At 74.0% G+C, this 17927-nt stretch carries 17 protein-coding genes; all 17 read left to right on the plus strand.

The genetic code is table 11. The annotated features are described in order from the left end of the window. Positions 1-31 precede the first annotated feature (31 nt). Positions 32-1186: a glutamine-hydrolyzing carbamoyl-phosphate synthase small subunit gene (gene carA / locus F4692_RS15425; protein WP_179620605.1), complete on the plus strand. Its 1155-nt coding sequence runs from the start codon at positions 32-34 to the stop codon at positions 1184-1186. Between the two features lies 1 nt (position 1187). Continuing rightward, on the plus strand, positions 1188-4523 hold the full coding sequence (carB, locus tag F4692_RS15430; protein ID WP_179620606.1) for a carbamoyl-phosphate synthase large subunit: 3336 nt from the start codon (positions 1188-1190) through the stop codon (positions 4521-4523). Between the two features lie 2 nt (positions 4524-4525). Further along, positions 4526-5557 (plus strand): quinone-dependent dihydroorotate dehydrogenase, encoded by a 1032-nt coding sequence (locus F4692_RS15435; RefSeq protein ID WP_179620607.1) that lies wholly within the window; start codon positions 4526-4528, stop codon positions 5555-5557. Then, positions 5550-6383 (plus strand): iron-sulfur cluster-binding protein, encoded by an 834-nt coding sequence (locus F4692_RS15440; RefSeq protein ID WP_179620608.1) that lies wholly within the window; start codon positions 5550-5552, stop codon positions 6381-6383. Before F4692_RS15435 ends, F4692_RS15440 begins: the two co-directional genes overlap by 8 nt. After that, complete coding sequence (locus F4692_RS15445) at positions 6380-7231, plus strand: tRNA-dihydrouridine synthase (protein ID WP_179620609.1); 852 nt, start codon at positions 6380-6382, stop codon at positions 7229-7231. Before F4692_RS15440 ends, F4692_RS15445 begins: the two co-directional genes overlap by 4 nt. After that, positions 7228-8067, plus strand: coding sequence for an orotidine-5'-phosphate decarboxylase (gene pyrF, locus F4692_RS15450; protein ID WP_179620610.1), 840 nt, complete (start codon positions 7228-7230; stop codon positions 8065-8067). The genes F4692_RS15445 and pyrF overlap by 4 nt, the downstream gene beginning before the upstream one ends. Then, entirely contained in the window at positions 8064-8522 is a 459-nt protein-coding gene (locus F4692_RS15455; RefSeq protein ID WP_179620611.1) for a hypothetical protein, read from the plus strand. The genes pyrF and F4692_RS15455 overlap by 4 nt, the downstream gene beginning before the upstream one ends. 206 nt (positions 8523-8728) lie before the next feature. After that, positions 8729-9052, plus strand: a complete 324-nt coding sequence (gene mihF, locus F4692_RS15460) for an integration host factor, actinobacterial type (RefSeq protein WP_179620612.1) — start codon at positions 8729-8731, stop codon at positions 9050-9052. Beyond that, positions 9052-9669 (plus strand): guanylate kinase, encoded by a 618-nt coding sequence (gene gmk, locus F4692_RS15465; protein WP_179620817.1) that lies wholly within the window; start codon positions 9052-9054, stop codon positions 9667-9669. Before mihF ends, gmk begins: the two co-directional genes overlap by 1 nt. A 15-nt stretch (positions 9670-9684) precedes the next feature. Then, positions 9685-9993: a DNA-directed RNA polymerase subunit omega gene (rpoZ, locus tag F4692_RS15470; protein ID WP_179620613.1), complete on the plus strand. Its 309-nt coding sequence runs from the start codon at positions 9685-9687 to the stop codon at positions 9991-9993. 10 nt (positions 9994-10003) lie between these two features. Further along, positions 10004-11227: a bifunctional phosphopantothenoylcysteine decarboxylase/phosphopantothenate--cysteine ligase CoaBC gene (gene coaBC / locus F4692_RS15475; RefSeq protein WP_179620614.1), complete on the plus strand. Its 1224-nt coding sequence runs from the start codon at positions 10004-10006 to the stop codon at positions 11225-11227. 70 nt (positions 11228-11297) lie between these two features. Continuing rightward, positions 11298-12500, plus strand: a complete 1203-nt coding sequence (metK, locus tag F4692_RS15480) for a methionine adenosyltransferase (protein ID WP_179620615.1) — start codon at positions 11298-11300, stop codon at positions 12498-12500. Between the two features lie 60 nt (positions 12501-12560). Next, positions 12561-14606, plus strand: coding sequence for a primosomal protein N' (locus F4692_RS15485; RefSeq protein ID WP_179620616.1), 2046 nt, complete (start codon positions 12561-12563; stop codon positions 14604-14606). A 94-nt stretch (positions 14607-14700) separates the two neighbouring features. Further along, positions 14701-15246, plus strand: coding sequence for a peptide deformylase (def, locus tag F4692_RS15490; RefSeq protein ID WP_179620617.1), 546 nt, complete (start codon positions 14701-14703; stop codon positions 15244-15246). Then, positions 15246-16172 carry a methionyl-tRNA formyltransferase gene (gene fmt, locus F4692_RS15495; RefSeq protein WP_179620618.1) on the plus strand — a complete coding sequence of 309 codons (927 nt, stop codon included), beginning with the start codon at positions 15246-15248 and terminating at the stop codon, positions 16170-16172. Before def ends, fmt begins: the two co-directional genes overlap by 1 nt. A gap of 9 nt (positions 16173-16181) precedes the next feature. Beyond that, positions 16182-16613 (plus strand): MmcQ/YjbR family DNA-binding protein, encoded by a 432-nt coding sequence (locus F4692_RS20715; protein WP_308645337.1) that lies wholly within the window; start codon positions 16182-16184, stop codon positions 16611-16613. Continuing rightward, a complete protein-coding gene (locus F4692_RS21855; protein WP_308645338.1) occupies positions 16606-17919 on the plus strand; it encodes an RsmB/NOP family class I SAM-dependent RNA methyltransferase in 1314 nt (437 codons plus the stop codon). Before F4692_RS20715 ends, F4692_RS21855 begins: the two co-directional genes overlap by 8 nt. The last annotated feature ends 8 nt before the right edge of the window (positions 17920-17927 follow it).

The raw sequence follows: 17927 nt of genomic DNA on the forward strand, positions 1-17927 counted from the left end.
CCGTCCCGTGAGGCGGAGAAGGAGGTACGGCATGGCTCTGCCTGCCAGGAATCTGACCCCGGCCCGGCCCCGATCGGCACTGCTGGTCCTCGAGGACGGGCGCACCTTCCGCGGTGAGTCCTTCGGAGCCGAGGGCGAGACCTTCGGCGAAGCCGTCTTCTCGACCGGCATGTCCGGCTACCAGGAGACGCTGACCGACCCCAGCTACCACCGCCAGGTCGTCGTCATGACGGCCCCGCACGTCGGCAACACCGGGATGAACGACGAGGACGTGGAGTCCTCGCGCATCTGGGTCGCCGGATACGTCGTGCGCGACCCCGCCCGGGTCCCCAGCAGCTGGCGCAGCGTGCGCACGCTCGACGACGACCTGCGCGAGCAGGGTGTCGTCGGCATCAGCGGCGTCGACACCCGCGCGCTCACCCGCCACCTGCGCGAGCGCGGTGCCATGCGGGTGGGCATCTCGACCACGGAGACCGACCCCCAGCGGCTGCTGGAGCGCGTCCTGCAGTCGGGCGAGATGTCCGGCGCCAACCTCAGCGAGGCCGTCAGCACGCAGGAGGCCTACGTCGTCCCAAGCGTCGGCGAGAAGCGCTTCACGGTCGCGGCGGTCGACCTCGGCATCAAGTCCAACACCCCGCGGATGATGAGCGAGCGCGGCATCGAGGTGCACGTGCTCCCCGCGACGGCGAGCCTCGAAGAGGTGCAGGCGGTCGCCCCCGACGGATTGTTCTTCTCCAACGGCCCCGGCGACCCGGCGGCCACGACCGGACAGGTCGAGCTGCTGCGGGGCGCCCTGCGCGCCGGCATCCCCTACTTCGGGATCTGCTTCGGCAACCAGCTCTTCGGCCGCGCGCTCGGCTTCGGCACCTACAAGCTGAAGTACGGCCACCGCGGCATCAACCAGCCGGTGATGGACCGCACCACCGGCAAGGTCGAGGTGACCGCCCACAACCACGGCTTCGCGGTCGACGCCCCGCTCGAGGGCGCCACGAGCACCGAGTTCGGCGAGGCCACGGTCAGCCACGTCTGCCTCAACGACGACGTCGTCGAGGGGCTCGAGCTCCGGGACGCGGACGGCAACCTCCGGTCGTTCTCCGTGCAGTACCACCCCGAGGCGGCGGCCGGCCCGCACGACGCGGCGTACCTGTTCGACCGCTTCTCCGCGCTGATGGAAGGGAAGGCCTGAGATGCCGAAGCGCACCGACATCCAGAGCGTCCTGGTCATCGGCTCGGGGCCGATCATCATCGGCCAGGCCTGCGAGTTCGACTACTCCGGCACCCAGGCGTGCCGCGTGCTGCGGCAGGAGGGCCTGCGCGTCATCCTGGTCAACTCCAACCCGGCCACGATCATGACCGACCCGGAGTTCGCCGACGCGACCTACGTCGAGCCGATCACCCCGGACTACGTCAAGAAGGTCATCGCCAAGGAGCGCCCCGACGCGCTGCTCGCCACCCTCGGCGGCCAGACGGCGCTCAACTGCGCGATGGCCCTCGACAGGGCCGGGGTCCTGGAGAAGTACGGGGTCGAGCTCATCGGCGCCTCGATCGAGGCCATCGAGCGCGGCGAGAATCGCCAGCAGTTCAAGAAGATCGTGGAGGAGCTCGGCGGCGAGTCCGCCCGCAGCGTGATCTGCCACTCGATGGACGACCTGCTCGCCGCGGCCGACGACCTCGGCTACCCGATGGTCGTCCGGCCGTCCTTCACCATGGGCGGCACCGGCTCCGGGATGGCGTACGACGAGGCGGACCTGCGCCGCATCGGCGGCGCCGGCCTCGCGGCCAGCCCCACCACCGAGGTGCTCCTCGAGGAGTCGATCCTCGGCTGGAAGGAGTACGAGCTCGAGGTCATGCGCGACCGCATGGACAACAGCGTGATCGTCTGCTCGATCGAGAACCTCGACCCGATGGGCGTCCACACCGGCGACTCGATCACCGTCGCGCCCGCCCTGACCCTCACCGACCGCGAGTACCAGAAGATGCGCGACCTCGCGATCGCCATCATCCGCGCGGTGGGCGTGGACACGGGCGGCTGCAACATCCAGTACGCCGTCAACCCCGCCGACGGCCGGCTCATCGTCATCGAGATGAACCCCCGCGTGTCCCGCTCGAGCGCGCTTGCGTCCAAGGCGACGGGCTTCCCGATCGCCAAGATCGCCGCGAAGGTCGCAATCGGCTACACGCTCGACGAGATCCAGAACGACATCACCGAGGAGACCCCGGCGTCCTTCGAGCCCACGCTCGACTACGTCGTGGTGAAGGTGCCTCGCTTCGCCTTCGAGAAGTTCCCCGAGGCCGACCCGACGCTGACCACCCACATGAAGTCGGTCGGTGAGGCGATGGCCATCGGCCGCAACTTCACCGAGGCGCTGCAGAAGGCGCTCCGGTCCCTGGAGAGCACGCACGCGCCGTTCGACTGGCACAAGGAGTTCGTCGAGCTCGACAAGGACGCGCTGCTCGCCGAGGTCGCGACGCCGCACGACGGCCGGCTCAAGAAGGTGATGGACGCGATCCGCGCCGGCGCGACGCCCGAGGAGGTCTTCGAGGCCACGAGGATCGACCCGTGGTTCCTCGACCAGCTCGCGCTGATCAACGAGGTCGCGGTGCAGCTCATCGACGCCACCGAGCTCACCCCCGACCTGCTGCGCCTGGCCAAGCGCCACGGCTTCTCCGACGAGCAGGTCGGCAAGATCCGCGGCCTGTCGGCCGACGTGATCCGCGGCGTACGCCACGCGCTGGGCATCCGGCCGGTCTTCAAGACCGTCGACACCTGCGCCGCCGAGTTCGCCGCTCGCACGCCCTACCACTACTCGTCCTACGACGAGGAGACCGAGGTGCAGCCCCGGGCGGAGGGCAAGGAAGCCGTGATCATCCTCGGCTCCGGGCCCAACCGCATCGGCCAGGGCATCGAGTTCGACTACTCGTGCGTGCACGCCTCCCTGGCGCTCGCCGAGGCGGGCTACGAGACGATCATGGTCAACTGCAACCCGGAGACGGTGAGCACCGACTACGACACCTCCGACCGGCTCTACTTCGAGCCGCTCACGCTGGAGGACGTGCTCGAGATCGTCCACGCCGAGCAGCTCGCCGGGCCGGTCGCGGGCGTCGTGTGCCAGCTCGGCGGCCAGACCCCGCTCGGGCTCGCGCAGGGCCTCGCCGATGCAGGCGTGCCGATCGTCGGCACCACCCCCGAGGCGATCCACCTCGCCGAGGAGCGCGGCGCCTTCGGCCGGGTGCTCGCCGACGCGGGCCTGCCGGCGCCCAAGCACGGGACCGCGACGTCGTACCCCCAGGCGCAGCGGATCGCCCACGAGATCGGCTACCCGGTCCTGGTCCGCCCGTCCTACGTCCTCGGCGGGCGGGGCATGGAGATCGTCTACGACGACGCCGCGCTGGAGGCGTACCTCGAGAAGTACGTCGCCAACGGCCTGATCAACGAGCGCCAGCCGGTGCTCGTCGACCGGTTCCTCGACGACGCGGTGGAGATCGACGTCGACGGGATCTTCGACGGCGACGAGCTCTTCCTCGGTGGCGTGATGGAGCACATCGAGGAGGCCGGCATCCACTCCGGCGACTCCTCCTGCGCCCTGCCGCCGATCACCCTGGGCCGTGAGGAGATCGACCGGATCCGCCGCTCGACCGAGGCCATCGCGCGCGGCCTCGGGGTCCGCGGGCTGCTCAACATCCAGTTCGCGCTGGTCTCCGACGTCCTCTACGTCCTCGAGGCCAACCCGCGGGCGTCCCGGACGGTGCCGTTCGTCTCGAAGGCCACCGCGACGCCGCTCGCGAAGGCGGCGGCCCGGGTCATGCTCGGCGAGTCGATCGCCGACCTGCGTGCGGCCGGCGTGCTCCCGGCCGAGGGCGACGGCGGGCACCTCGCCGACGGCGCGCCGATCGCGGTCAAGGAGGCGGTCATGCCCTTCGACCGCTTCAAGACCGCCGACGGCCGCACGGTCGACGCGCTGCTCGGCCCCGAGATGCGCTCCACCGGCGAGGTGATGGGCTTCGACGCCTTCTTCGGCACCGCGTTCGCCAAGGCGCAGGCCGCGTCCTACGGCTCGCTGCCGATGTCGGGCCGGGTCTTCGTGTCCGTCGCCAACCGCGACAAGCGACACATGATCTTCCCGGTCAAGCAGATCGCCGACATGGGCTTCGAGATCCTCGCCACCGCGGGCACCGCCGAGGTGCTGCGCCGCAACGGCGTGGCGGCCACCGTGGTGCGCAAGCAGTCCGAGGGCGAGGGCCCCGACGGCGAGCCCACGATCGTCGGGCGGATCCGCAACCGCGAGGTCGACCTGGTGATCAACACCCCGCACGGTGCGACCAGCGGCGGCTCGCCGCGCGCGGACGGCTACGACATCCGCACGGCCGCCGTGCTCACCGACATCCCGTGCATCACCACCATCCAGGGCCTGGGCGCGGCGGTGCAGGGCCTGGAGGCGATGCGCCGCGGTGACATCGGCGTCCGGTCCCTGCAGGACTGGGCGGCCCTGTCGGGCCGGGCCTCGACCGGCGGGAACGCCTGACGGTGCGGCCCTACGACCTCCTCTTCGAGCAGGCCCTCACCCGGGTCGACCCCGAGCGCATCCACCACGCCGCGTTCCGGGCGATCCGGGCGGCCGGGCCCCTCACGAGCCGCGCGGTGCGCGTGCCGGCGGCACCGGTGGAGGCGCTCGGGCTGAGGTTCCCGCACCGCCTCGGCCTCGCCGCCGGCTTCGACAAGAACGCCGTCGGCATCGACGGTCTCGCGGCGCTCGGCTTCGGGCACGTCGAGGTCGGGACCGTCACGGGCGAGGCCCAGCCCGGCAACCCGACGCCGCGGCTGTTCCGGCTCAAGGACGACCGGGCGATCGTCAACCGGATGGGGTTCAACAACGACGGCGCGGAGGTCGTGGCACGGCGGCTCGCGGCGTGGCGGGCGACCGGGCGCAGCACCATCCTCGGGGTCAACATCGGCAAGTCGAAGGTCGTCCCGGAGGACGAGGCGGCCCGCGACTACGAGAAGTCCGCCGGCCTGCTGGCCCCCTACGCCGACTACCTCGTCGTCAACGTCTCCTCGCCCAACACGCCGGGCCTGCGCAACCTCCAGGCGGTCGAGAAGCTCGAGCCCATCCTCGCGGCCGTGCGCCGCCGTGCCGACGAGGTGCGCCCCGACCACCGGGTGCCGCTCCTGGTGAAGATCGCGCCCGACCTGAGCGACGACGACGTGGTCGCGGTCGCCGACCTGGCGCTGGCCAGCGGGCTCGACGGCGTCATCGCCACCAACACGACGATCAGCCGCGACGGCCTGGCGACGTCGGCCGCGACCCTCGACGAGGTCGGGGCCGGCGGGCTCAGCGGCCGGCCCCTGACCCGTCGCTCGGAGGACGTCGTACGGATGCTGCGCGCACGCGTCGGCGCCGACCTGACGCTCGTCGGCGTCGGGGGCATCACGAGCGTCGACGACGCACGCCGCAGGGTGGCCGCGGGCGCCGACCTGCTGCAGGCCTACACCGCCTTCGTCTACGAGGGTCCGCTGTGGCCGCGGCGGATCGTCCGGGGGCTCGCTGCCGATGGCTGACGAGCGGCGGCGCGTCGCGGGCCCCGTGCACGTGGAGGGCGAGGTCGTCGCCACCAAGCGCGTCGGCGGCTACCGCCACCTGACGCTGACCGCCCCCGGACTGCCCGAACGCTTCCGCGCCGGCACCTTCGTCGCTGTCAGCGTCGCCGGCCACATCGCGCGTCGCCCCCTGTGGATCCACCGCGTGCGTGCCTCCAGCGCGTTCGGCCCGACCCTCGACGTCGTCGTCCAGGTGCGGGGGAGCGGCACCGCCTGGCTCGCCGCCCAGCCCGTCGGCACCCGCGTCGCCGTCACCGGCCCGCTCGGGCGCCCGTTCGCCCTGCCGAAGGACCCGGTCGCGTGCCTGCTCGTCGGCGAGGGGTACGCCGCCGCACCGCTGTTCCCGCTCGCCGAACGCCTCCGCGAGCGCGGGTGCGGCGTCTCGCTCGTCGTCTCCGCGCCCGACGAGGCCGGCCTCCTCTCGGCGCTCGAGGCACGCCGCTCGGTGCGCTCGGTCACCGTGCTCACCGCCGACGGATCGGTGGGGCAGCGCGGCCGGGTGCCCGACGTCGTCGACGACCTCGTCGCGCGCAGCGACGCCGACATCGTCTACGCCGCAGGACCCACCGCCGTCCTCGCCAGCGTCGCCGCGGCCGCCGAGCGCGCCGGGTCGTGGAGCCAGGTGGCCGTCGAGGTGCCCACCCCGTGCGGCACCGGCCTCTGCCACGGCTGCGCCCTGCCCGTCGTCGGCGAGGACGGTGTGGACCGTGTGGTGCGCGGCTGCACCGAGGGCCCCGTCGTCCGCGGCGACCGCGTGCGGTGGGACGCGCTGGGGGCGGGCTCGTGAGCGCGCCGCTGCCCGGCCCGGTGATGGTCGCCGCCGGTTGCGGGGGCACGGGCCGCGAGCTCGAGCCGTTCTGCGGCGACGACGGACTCGACGGGCTGCACGTCGTGACCCGCTCGATCACCCTCGACGCCCGCAGCGGCGGTCCGGGGCCGCGGGTCGTCGAGGTGCCGGGCGGCCTGGTGAACGCCGTCGGGCTGCCCAATCCCGGCCTCGAGCACTTCCTCGCCACCGAGCTCCCGTGGCTGGTGCGCGCCGGCGCCCGGGTGCTGGTGTCGATCGCCGGCGCGACGATGGGGGAGTACGCCGACCTGGCGCGCCGCCTCGCCCGTGCCCCCGGGGTCGCCGGCCTCGAGGTCAACGTCGGCGCGCCCGACGACGTCGGTGCCGGTCTCTACGAGGTCCGCGAGCCCTTCCACTCCGCCAGCGTCATCGCCGCCGTCCGCCGCGAGTTCGCCTCCGACCGTCCCGTCCTGGCCAAGCTGCGGCCCGACGTGTCCCGCATCGTCGAGGGCGCCCGCTCCTGCCACGAGGCCGGCGCGACCGCGGTCGTCATCGGCAACGCCGTCCCCGCCGCGTTCCCCGACGGGCGCGCCGGCGGGCTCAGCGGGCCGGCCGTGGCACCGATCGCGCTCCGGTGCGTCGCCGAGGTGCGCCGCGCCCACCCCGACGTGCCCACGATCGGGTGCGGCGGCGTACGCGACCTCGCCTCGGCCAACGCCTACCTCGACGCCGGTGCGCGCGCCGTCCAGGTCGGCACCGCCCTGCTCCACGACCCCACCACCGTCGCCCGGCTGCGCGCCACGCTGCGCACGACCGCCCACCTGCCCGGACCAGAGGAGACCCCATGACCAGCCCAGCCGGCACCCCCTTCGGCGCCCGACTCGCGACCGCGATCGAGCAGCGCGGCCGGTTCTGCGTGGGCATCGACCCCCACGCCGCCCTCCTGCGCGAGTGGGGCCTCGACGACGACGTGGCCTCCCTCGAGCGGTTCGCCCTCACGGTGGTGGAGGCGGTCGCGCCCGTGGTCGGCGTGGTCAAGCCGCAGAGCGCGTTCTACGAGCGCTTCGGGAGCCGGGGCGTCGCCGTCCTCGAGCGGGTCGTCGCCGAGTCCCGCGCCGCGGGTGCGCTGGTGCTGATGGACGCCAAGCGCGGCGACATCGGCTCCACCAGCGAGGCGTACGCCGACGCCTACCTCGACCCGACGTCGCCGCTCGCCTCCGACGCCGTGACGGCGAGCCCCTACCTCGGCTTCGGCTCGCTCGACCCCATGCTCGAGGCGTGCCGCCGCCACGGGGGCGGGCTGTTCGTGCTGGCCCTCACCTCCAACGAGGAGGGGCCCGAGGTGCAGCACGCGCGTACGCCCCACGGCACCGTCGCCGGCACGGTGCTGGCCCACCTGCGCCGGGCCAACGCCGACGCCACGCCGGTCGGGTCGTTCGGCGCCGTGGTCGGCGCGACGATCGGTCGGACCGACGAGGACCTCGACGTCAACGGGCCGCTGCTGGTGCCGGGCTACGGCGCCCAGGGGGGCACCGCCGAGGACCTCGAGCGGATCCTCGGCGCCGCCGCCCGCTGGGCGCTGCCGAGCTCGTCGCGCGAGGTCCTGCGCGCCGGCCCGGACCCGGCGGCCCTGCGCGACGCCGCGCTGCGCGGCAACGACGCCGTGCGAGGCTTGGGAGCGTGATCCCAGCCGGAGCGACCCGCCGCCTCGCGGCCGGCGTCGCCCTGGCCGGGTGCCTCGCCGTCGGCGGCTGCTCCGGCGATCCGCAGGACGCCTACTGCGACGAGGTCGAGGAGCACCAGGTGGCGCTGAGCGACGTCGCTGCCTCCGACGACGCCGGTGCCCTCTTCGACGCGCTCGACGACTACGACGACCTGCGTGCCGTGGCCCCGCGCGACATCGCCGACGACTGGGCCGACGTCGTCGAGCCGCTCCACGCCCTCGAGGACGTGCTGGACGAGAGCGGGATCGACCCGTCCACCTACGCGGCCGCGCAGCCGCCCGTCGACCTCGACGGCGCCACCCGGGAGGAGATCGAGGCGGCCGCGCGCACCGTCGGCTCCGAGCAGACCGTGCAGGCGATGGCGGCGCTCGAGCAGCACTCGCTCGACGTGTGCGGCACGCCACTCTCGCGCTGAGCCGCGCGCGGCCCGACGTGCCGCCCGACGTGCGGCCCGACGTGCGGACCGGCGTGCGGCCGGCGGCGGGGAGTAGCCCACGTCACGTGCCCGGCGCGGTGGTGGTGACCCGATTGCCTGCCCCGACGGGATCTGACTAGATTGACCCGGACCGAAGCCGGACCTCACCCCATCCGACCCCGCATCGACCCCGAAGGATCGCCTCCGTGGCCTTGCCCCCTCTGACGCCCGAGCAGCGCCAGGCAGCCCTCGACAAGGCTGCGGCCTCCCGACGCGAGCGGGCCGAGGTGAAGAACCGCCTGAAGAACTCGGGCGGCTCGATCCTCGACGTGCTGCACGAGGGCCAGACCAACGAGGTCATCGGCAAGATGCGCGTGGTCGAGCTCCTGCAGTCCGTGCCGGGTCTCGGCCGGGTGCGTGCGCGCCAGGTGATGGAGCGCCTCGGCATCGCCGAGAGCCGTCGGGTGCGCGGGCTGGGCGTCAAGCAGGTCGCCGCGCTCGAGCGTGAATTCGGCCCCGACGCGTCGTGATCGAGTCCGGTCACCACACCGCCGAGGGAGCCGGCAACCCGACGGGCCGCTCGCGGCTGATCGTCCTCGCCGGCCCGACCGCCGTCGGCAAGGGCACCGTCGCCGCGGCCGTGCGCGAGACGCACCCCGAGGTCTGGATCTCGGTGTCGGCCACCACCCGCGCCCCGCGACCCGGCGAGGAGAACGGCGTCCACTACTGGTTCGTCTCCGACGACGAGTTCGACGCGATGGTGGACAAGGGCGACCTCCTCGAGTGGGCGGTCGTGCACAAGGCGGCCCGCTACGGCACCCCGCGCGGCCCGGTCGACCTCGCGCTCGCATCCGGGCACCCCGCGATGCTCGAGATCGACCTGCAGGGCGCGCGGCAGGTGCGCGAGACGATGCCCGAGGCGCTGTTCGTCTTCCTCAAGCCACCGTCGTGGGACGAGCTCGTACGCCGTCTCGTCGGCCGCGGCACCGAGACCGAGGCCGAGCGCGAGCGACGTCTCGAGACCGCCCGGGCGGAGCTGGAGGCCGAGAGCGAGTTCGACGTCACCATCGTCAACCACGAAGTTCACGCTGCTGCGGACGAGTTGGTAGCCTTGATAGTTGGACCTGCTCCATCCGTAACTGACTAGCGAGGCACCCACACCGTGGCTTCTCCCACCATCGACGCTCAGGGCGTGACCAACCCCTCGATCGACGACCTGCTCAGCAAGACCGACAGCAAGTACAAGCTGGTGCTCTACAGCGCCCAGCGTGCCCGCCAGATCAACGCCTACTACTCCCAGCTCGGCGAGGGCCTCCTCGAGTACGTCGGCCCGCTGGTCGACACCCACGTGCAGGAGAAGCCCCTCTCGATCGCGCTGCGCGAGATCAACGACGACCTGCTGACCTGCGAGGACATCGACCCCGCCGCCGAGGCCGCCGCCGAGGACGCTGCCGGCGACGCCACGGAGTGACGACCGCCCGATGACGACGAGCGTCGTCCTCGGGGTGTCGGGCGGCATCGCGGCCTACAAGGCCTGCGAGCTGCTGCGCCGGTTCACCGAGTCGGGGCACGACGTCACCGTCGTGCCCACGGCCGCGGCCCTCGAGTTCGTGGGGGCGCCGACCTGGGCCGCCCTGTCGGGCAAGCCGGTCGCGACCGACGTGTGGACCGGCGTCCATGCCGTGCCGCACGTCCGGATCGGCAAGGGCGCCGACGTCGTCGTGGTCGCCCCGGCGACCGCCGACGTGCTCGCCAGGGCCGCGCACGGCCTCGCCGACGACCTCCTCACCAACACGCTCCTCACGGCGCGCTGCCCGGTCGTGTTCGCCCCGGCGATGCACACCGAGATGTGGGAGCACCCGGCGACGCAGGCCAACGTCGCCACGCTGCGCGCGCGCGGCGCCGTCGTCATCGAGCCCGCCGAGGGCAGGCTCACCGGCGCCGACACCGGCAAGGGCCGCCTGCCCGAGCCGGCCGAGATCTTCGAGCTCGTCCTCGGCGTCCTGGGCCGCGGCGCGGCCCGTGGCCCGGCCCAGGACCTCGCCGGCCGTACGGTCGTGGTGTCCGCCGGAGGCACCCGGGAGTACCTCGACCCGGTCCGCTTCCTCGGCAACCGCTCGTCCGGGCTCCAGGGGTACGCCCTGGCCCGCGCCGCGGCGGCCCGCGGGGCGCAGGTGACCCTCGTGAGCGCCAACGTCGTGCTGCCGGACCCGGCCGGGGTGAGCGTCGTGCACGTCGAGACCACCGAGCAACTGCGCGGTGCGGTCCTCGCGGCGACCGCGAGCGCCGATGCGGTGGTGATGGCCGCCGCGCCTGCGGACTTCCGGCCCACCGCGGTCAGCGACGCCAAGATCAAGAAGGCCGACGACGGCTCCGCGCCCGCCATCGAGCTGGTCCAGAACCCCGACATCCTCGCCGAGATCTCCCACGACCGGGCCCGGGAGGGCGCCGTCATCGTCGGGTTCGCGGCCGAGACGGGTGACGCGACCGGGTCGGTCCTCGACCTCGGCCGGGCCAAGCTCGCCCGCAAGGGCTGCGACCTGCTCGTCGTCAACGACGTCAGCGGGGGAGCGGTGTTCGGCAGCGCCGACAACGAGGCGGTCATCCTCGGCACCGACGGCGCGGCCGTCGACGTGCCCCGCGGCAGCAAGACCGCCCTGGCGCACGTCATCTGGGACGAGGTCGCCCGGCGATTCGCCGAGTGAGACGTCGGTCCCGGATGCTGGGCTGGCGATACGTTTGACCCCACCGTTCCAGAAGAATCGAGAGAGCAACGTGGCTGGACGCCTCTTCACCTCCGAGTCCGTGACCGAGGGTCACCCGGACAAGATCGCCGACAGGATCAGCGACTCCGTCCTCGACCACCTCATGTCGGAGGACCCCGACCGCGCCAACCTGCGCGTGGCCGTGGAGACGCTCCTGACGACCGGCCTGGTCGTCGTGGCCGGCGAGGTCCGCACCGGCGCCTACGCCCCGGTCGCCGACATCGTGCGCAAGGCCATCCTCGACATCGGCTACGACTCCTCGGAGAAGGGCTTCGACGGCACGACGTGCGGCGTCCAGGTCGCCATCGGCGCCCAGTCCAGCGACATCGCCGCCGGCGTCGACGCTGGCCACGAGTCCCGCGTGGGCGACTCCGACGACGAGCTCGACAAGCGCGGCGCCGGCGACCAGGGCCTGATGTTCGGCTACGCCTGCGACGACACCCCCGAGCTGATGCCGCTGCCGATCACGATCGCCCAGCGCCTCGCCCAGCGCCTCACCGAGGTGCGCAAGGACGGCACGCTGGACTACCTGCGGCCCGACGGCAAGACGCAGGTCACCATCGAGTACGACGCCGACGACCGTCCGGTGCGCATCGACACCGTCGTGCTCTCGACCCAGCACGACCCCGACGTCGAGCACGCCACGCTCGAGGCCGACATCAAGCACCACGTGATCGACCCGGTGCTCGCGACCTTCGACATCCCGTCCGAGGGCTACCGCATGCTGGTGAACCCGACCGGCACCTTCGTCATCGGCGGCCCGATGGGCGACGCGGGCCTCACCGGGCGCAAGATCATCGTCGACACCTACGGCGGCATGGCCCGCCACGGCGGAGGCGCGTTCTCCGGCAAGGACCCGTCGAAGGTCGACCGGTCGGCCGCCTACGCGATGCGCTGGGTCGCGAAGAACGTCGTCGCCGCGGGCCTGGCCCGTCGCTGCGAGGCCCAGGTCGCGTACGCCATCGGCAAGGCCGCGCCGGTGGGCGTCTTCATCCAGACGTTCGGCACCGGGGTGGTCCCGGACGAGAAGATCCAGCAGGCCGTGCTGGAGGTCTTCGACCTGCGGCCGGCCGCGATCATCCGCGACCTCGACCTGCTCCGCCCGATCTACGCGGAGACGAGCGCCTACGGCCACTTCGGCCGCGAGCTCCCCGAGTTCACCTGGGAGTCGACCGAGCGCGCCGACAAGCTCAAGGCGGCCGCCGGGGTCTGATCCCCGAGCCGTCCACAGGCACCCGGACGGCTGTCGGGCCGCGCTGACACAATCGCCCGCATGACGTCCCACGAGGCCCCGGAGGCAGAGATGCTCCCGGGGCTTCGTGCTGCGGTGGACGACGCGCGGGCCAAGGCCGCGGCGACCCGGCGCCGCAAGGCCGCGTCCTGGGAGCCCGCCGAGACCGACCCGGTGGCCCGGGTGCTGGTCGACATCGCGCTGGCCCACCTCGACCGCCCCTTCGACTACGCCGTGCCGGTGGGCATGGCCGACACCGCGGTGCCCGGCGCGCGGGTCAAGGTGCGCTTCGCGGGCCAGGACGTCGACGGGTTCCTGGTCGAGCGCGCGAGCCAGACCGACCACACCGGCCACCTGCAGCCCCTGCGCCGCGTGGTCAGCCCCGAGCCCGTCCTGGCGCCCGAGATCGTCCGTCTCAGCGAGACCCTCGCCCGTCGCTACGCCGGGGCCCGGTCCGACGTGCTGCGCCTCGCCGTCCCCCCGCGGCACGCCGCCGCGGAGAAGGCGCCATCCGCCCCCGCCCCCGAGGCGGCGGCGCCCGCACCGACCCGCTGGGCCGAGGTCGCGCACGCCGACGCCTTCCTGCGCCGGCTCGCCGCCGGTGACCCGCCCCGCGCCGTGTGGTCCGCCGCGCCTGCCGACGACTGGCCCGCGATGGTCGCCGAGGCGGTCGCCACGACGTACGCCACGGGCCGCGGCGTGCTGGTCTGCGTCCCCGACGGGCGCGACGTCGCGCGCGTCGACGCCGCGCTGACGGCGCTGCTCGGGGACGGGCACCACGTCTGCCTCACCGCGGACGGCGGCCCGGCGGCTCGCTACCGCGACTTCCTCGCCGTCGCGCGCGGGGCCCGACGCATCGTGGTCGGGACGCGGTCCGCCGCGTTCGCGCCCGTCCACGACCTGGGGCTCGTCGTGCTCTGGGACGACGGCGACGACCTCCACGCCGAGCCCCGCGCGCCCTACCCCCACACCCGCGAGGTCCTGGTGCTGCGCGCGGAGCAGCAGGGGACCGCGGCCCTGTTCGGCGCGATCGCGCGGACCGCCGAGACGCAGCAGCTGCTGACGACGGGATGGGCCCACGAGCTCGCCGTCCCGCGCGAGGTGCTGCGTCGCCGCGTGCGCGTCGAGGCGGTCCCCGCCGAGGACCGGTCCGTCGGCACCCGCATCCCGCGCGCCGCCTACGACGCCGTCCGCCGCGGGCTCGACGTCGGTCCGGTCCTGGTCCAGACGCCGCGCGCCGGCTACGCCGCCTCCCTCGCCTGCGACACCTGCCGCGCGCCTGCGCGGTGCACGGTGTGCACCGGCCCGCTCGCCGTCGCCGGACCGACCGTCCCGCCGCACTGCCGGTGGTGCGGGCACGTCGAGTCGGCGTGGGCGTGCCCGACCTGCGGTGGACGTGGCCTGCGGGCCCCGGTCCGGGGGGAGGCGCGCACCGCCGAGGAGCTGGGGCGGATGTTCCCCGGCACCACCGTCCGCAGCTCGAGCGGCGACCGGGTGCTCGACCGGGTCGGCCCCACGGGGGACCTCGTCGTCGCGACCGTCGGCGCCGAGCCCGTGGCGGACGACGGCTACGCCGCGGTCGTCGTCCTCGACACCTGGTTGACCCTCGCCCGCGACGACCTCCGGGCCGCCGAGGAGGCGCTGCGGCGCTGGCTCAACGCGGCGGCGCTCGTGCGCCCGGGCGGTCACGTCGTCGCCGTCGGTGACCCCGCCCACCCCGCGCTGCAGGCGCTGGTGCGGTGGGACCCCGCCGGCTTCGCGCGACGCGAGACCGACGAGCGCTCCCAGGCGCACCTCCCGCCCGCCGCCCGGATCGCGACGGTCACCGGTGACCTCGGTGCCCTCGACGACGTGCTGCACCTGCTCGACCTGCCCGACGGGGCCGAGGTGCTGGGTCCGGTAGCCGTCGACGCGCCGCCCCCCTCCGCGCCGGCCGCGCCGGCCGGTGCCGTCGAGCACCGGGTGCTCCTGCGCGTGCCGCGGGCTGCCGGGCAGGAGCTGTCGCAGGCCCTGGGCGACCTCCAGCGCATCCGGTCGGCCCGCAAGCTCGACCCCGTGCGGATCCAGGTCGACCCGCCCACCCTCTAGCCCGCGCGTGGCCGGTCGGCGCCGGTGCGGCCGCCGCCGGGTGCCGTCCCTAGACTCGAGCCCCGCACCGTGACCACCGTGACCAAGGAGATCCGTGGCCGTCCAGCCCATCCGCCTCTTCGGCGACCCCGTGCTCCGGCAGCGCGCCGTCGAGGTCGACGCCTTCGACAAGGAGGTCCGCCAGCTCGTCACGGACCTCACCGACACGATGCTCGCCGCCCCGGGCGCCGGTCTCGCCGCGCCGCAGATCGGGGTCGGCCTGCGGGTCTTCACCTGGAACGTCCACGGCGAGGTCGGCCACCTCGTGAACCCGTCCCTGCAGCTCTCCGACGAGACGCAGGACGGCGCCGAGGGGTGCCTGTCGCTGCCGGAGCTGACCTACGACTGCCTGCGGGCGCTGTCGGTGGTGGCCACCGGCTTCGACATGCACGGCGAGCCCCAGCGCATCGAGGCCTCCGAGCTGCTGGCCCGCGCGATGCAGCACGAGACCGACCACCTCGACGGCGTCCTCTTCATCGACAAGCTCGACACCGACGCCCGCAAGGCGGCGATGAAGGAGATCCGCGAGTCGGACTGGTTCGGCCTCGAGAAGCCGACGATCAAGGTCAGCCCGCACGCGACCCGCGGTCTCGGCCTCTGATGCGCGTCGTCTTCGCCGGCACCCCCGAGGTCGCCCTCCCCGCGCTGGACGCCGTCGCCGCGAGCCGCCACGAGCTCGTCGGTGTCGTCACCCGTCCTGACGCGCCGAGCGGTCGCGGACGCAGGCTCGTCGCGAGCCCCGTCGCCCAGCGCGCCGAGGAGCTCGGCGTACCCGTCCTCACGCCCGAGCACCCGCGCGACCCCGACTTCCAGGCTGCCCTCGCCGACCTCCGCCCGGACGCCTGCCCGGTGGTCGCCTACGGGGCCCTGCTGCCGCAGTCCGCGCTCGACCTCGTGCCCCACGGGTGGATCAACCTGCACTTCTCCCTCCTCCCCGCCTGGCGCGGTGCCGCGCCGGTCCAGCACGCGCTGTGGGCGGGCGACGAGCTCACCGGCGCCTCGACCTTCCGCATCGTCAAGGCGCTCGACGCGGGACCCGTGTTCGGCGTGATGACCGAACGGGTCCGACCCGACGACACCGCCGGCGCGCTGCTCGGGCGTCTCGCCGAGGGCGGCGCCGGGCTCCTCGTGCAGACCCTCGACGGCATCGAGGACGGCAGCCTGCAGGCGCGCGAGCAGCCTGAGGACGGCGTGTCCTTCGCCCCCAAGATCCTGGTCGACGACGCCCGGGTCGACTGGACCCGCCCGGCCGTGGGCATCGACCGCCAGGTCCGGGCCTGCCACCCGGCGCCCGGTGCGTGGACGACCTTCGGTGGAGAGCGGGTCAAGCTCGGCCCGCTGCAGGTCGTGGACCGCGAGCCGCTCACGCCCGGCGTCCTCGAGGTCACCAAGAACGCCGTCCTCGTCGGCACCGCGACGGCTCCCGTCCGGCTCGGCGACGTCAAGGCCTTCGGCAAGAGGCAGATGTCCGCCGCCGACTGGGCCCGCGGCGTACGCCTCGAGTCCGGTGCCCGCGTCGGCGACTAGTCTCGTCCGGTGAGCACCTCCCGGTCCGGCACCCGTCCCGCGCGCCCCGAGGACGTCGACGAGATCTGCGGCTCCCTGCCGGAGACCGAGCTCGGCACGTCGTGGGGCGACCGGCCCACGTGGAAGGTGCCGCGCGGGGACAAGGGCAAGGGCTTCGTCCTCTACCGCGCTCCGCACAAGACGGCGGTCGATCCCGACACCGGGGAGATGTACGACGACCTGGTGGTCATCACCACCCCGACCGAGGTGGAGAAGCACGCGCTGGTCGAGGACGGGTCGACCCCGTTCTTCACCATCGACCACTTCGACGGCCACGCCGCCGTCCTGGTGCGGCTCTCCCGGCTCGGCGAGATCAGCCGGCAGGAGCTCGTCGAGGTCATCACCGACGCGTGGGCCACCAAGGCACCGAGGAAGCTGGTCCGGGAGCACCTCGGTGAGTGAGCGCCGCCGACCGGTCGACCGGCCGCGGCGTGCGGCGCTCGACGTCCTCACCGCCGTCCGCGCCGACGGCGCGTACGCCAACCTCGTCCTCCCGCAGGTCCTCCGCAAGCACCGGCTCGAGGGCCGCGACGCAGGCCTGGCCACGGAGCTCGCCTCGGGCGCGATCAGGATGCAGGGCCTCTACGACCCCGTGATCGACGCCTGCCTCACCAAGCCGCGGCTCCAGCCGGAGGTGCGCGACGTCCTGCGCCTCGGCGCCCACCAGCTGCTGTCCATGCGGGTGCCCGACCACGCGGCGATCTCGACGAGCGTCGACCTCGTCCGGGCCAGCGTCGGTCAGGGGCCGGCGGGGCTCGTCAACGCCGTCCTCCGCGCCATCAGCCGACGTGGCGTGCAGGACTGGATCGACGACGTCGCGCCTGGTCGCGCGTCCGACCTCCACGGGCACCTCGCCGTCGCACAGTCACACCCGCGGTGGGTCGTCGACGCTCTCGCCGACGCACTCGGGGCCGACGACGAGCTCGAGGACCTCCTCGCGGCCGACAACGCCGCCCCCCGGGTCACCCTCGTCGCCCGCCCCGGCCTCGCGAGCGTCGCGGAGCTCGAGGCGGCCGGCGGCAGCCGTACGCCACGCTCGCCCCACGGCGTCGTGCTGACCGGTGGCGACCCCGGGAGCGTCCCCGCCGTCGCCGAGGGACGGGCCGGCGTCCAGGACGAGGGGTCCCAGCTCGTCGCGCTCGCCCTGGCCGATGCGGTGCTCGAGGGACGCGACGAGACGTGGCTCGACCTCTGCGCCGGCCCCGGCGGCAAGGCGGCCCTCCTCGCGGCGATCGCCGCCCAGCGAGGAGCCACCCTCGTGGCCAACGAGCGCCAGCCCCACCGTGCCGCGCTCGTCGCGTCCGCGCTGCGGGCCGTCCCCGCCGGCGTCGCGCACGTCCTCGCCGGTGACGGGATGCGACCGGCGTGGGTGCCCGGCGTCTTCGACCGCGTCCTGGTCGACGCGGCCTGCACCGGTCTCGGCGCCCTGCGACGCCGTCCGGAGGCACGCTGGCGCCGCGCTCCCGGTGACCTCGGCCAGCTCGTCGCCCTCCAGCAGGTGCTGCTCGACGTGGCCCTGGAGTCCGTACGTCCGGGCGGCGTCGTGGTCTACGCCACGTGCTCGCCGCTCCTCGCCGAGACGACCGAGGTGGTGCAGGCGGTGCTCGCCAGGCGCGCAGACACCGTCGAGGTCGACCGCCTGCAGCTGTGGCCGCACCGCGACGGCACCGACGCGATGTTCGCCGCGACGCTCCGCCGCGAGGGCTGAGACCGGGC

The organism is Nocardioides cavernae, assembly GCF_013410035.1.
Lineage (GTDB): Bacteria > Actinomycetota > Actinomycetes > Propionibacteriales > Nocardioidaceae > Nocardioides > Nocardioides cavernae_A.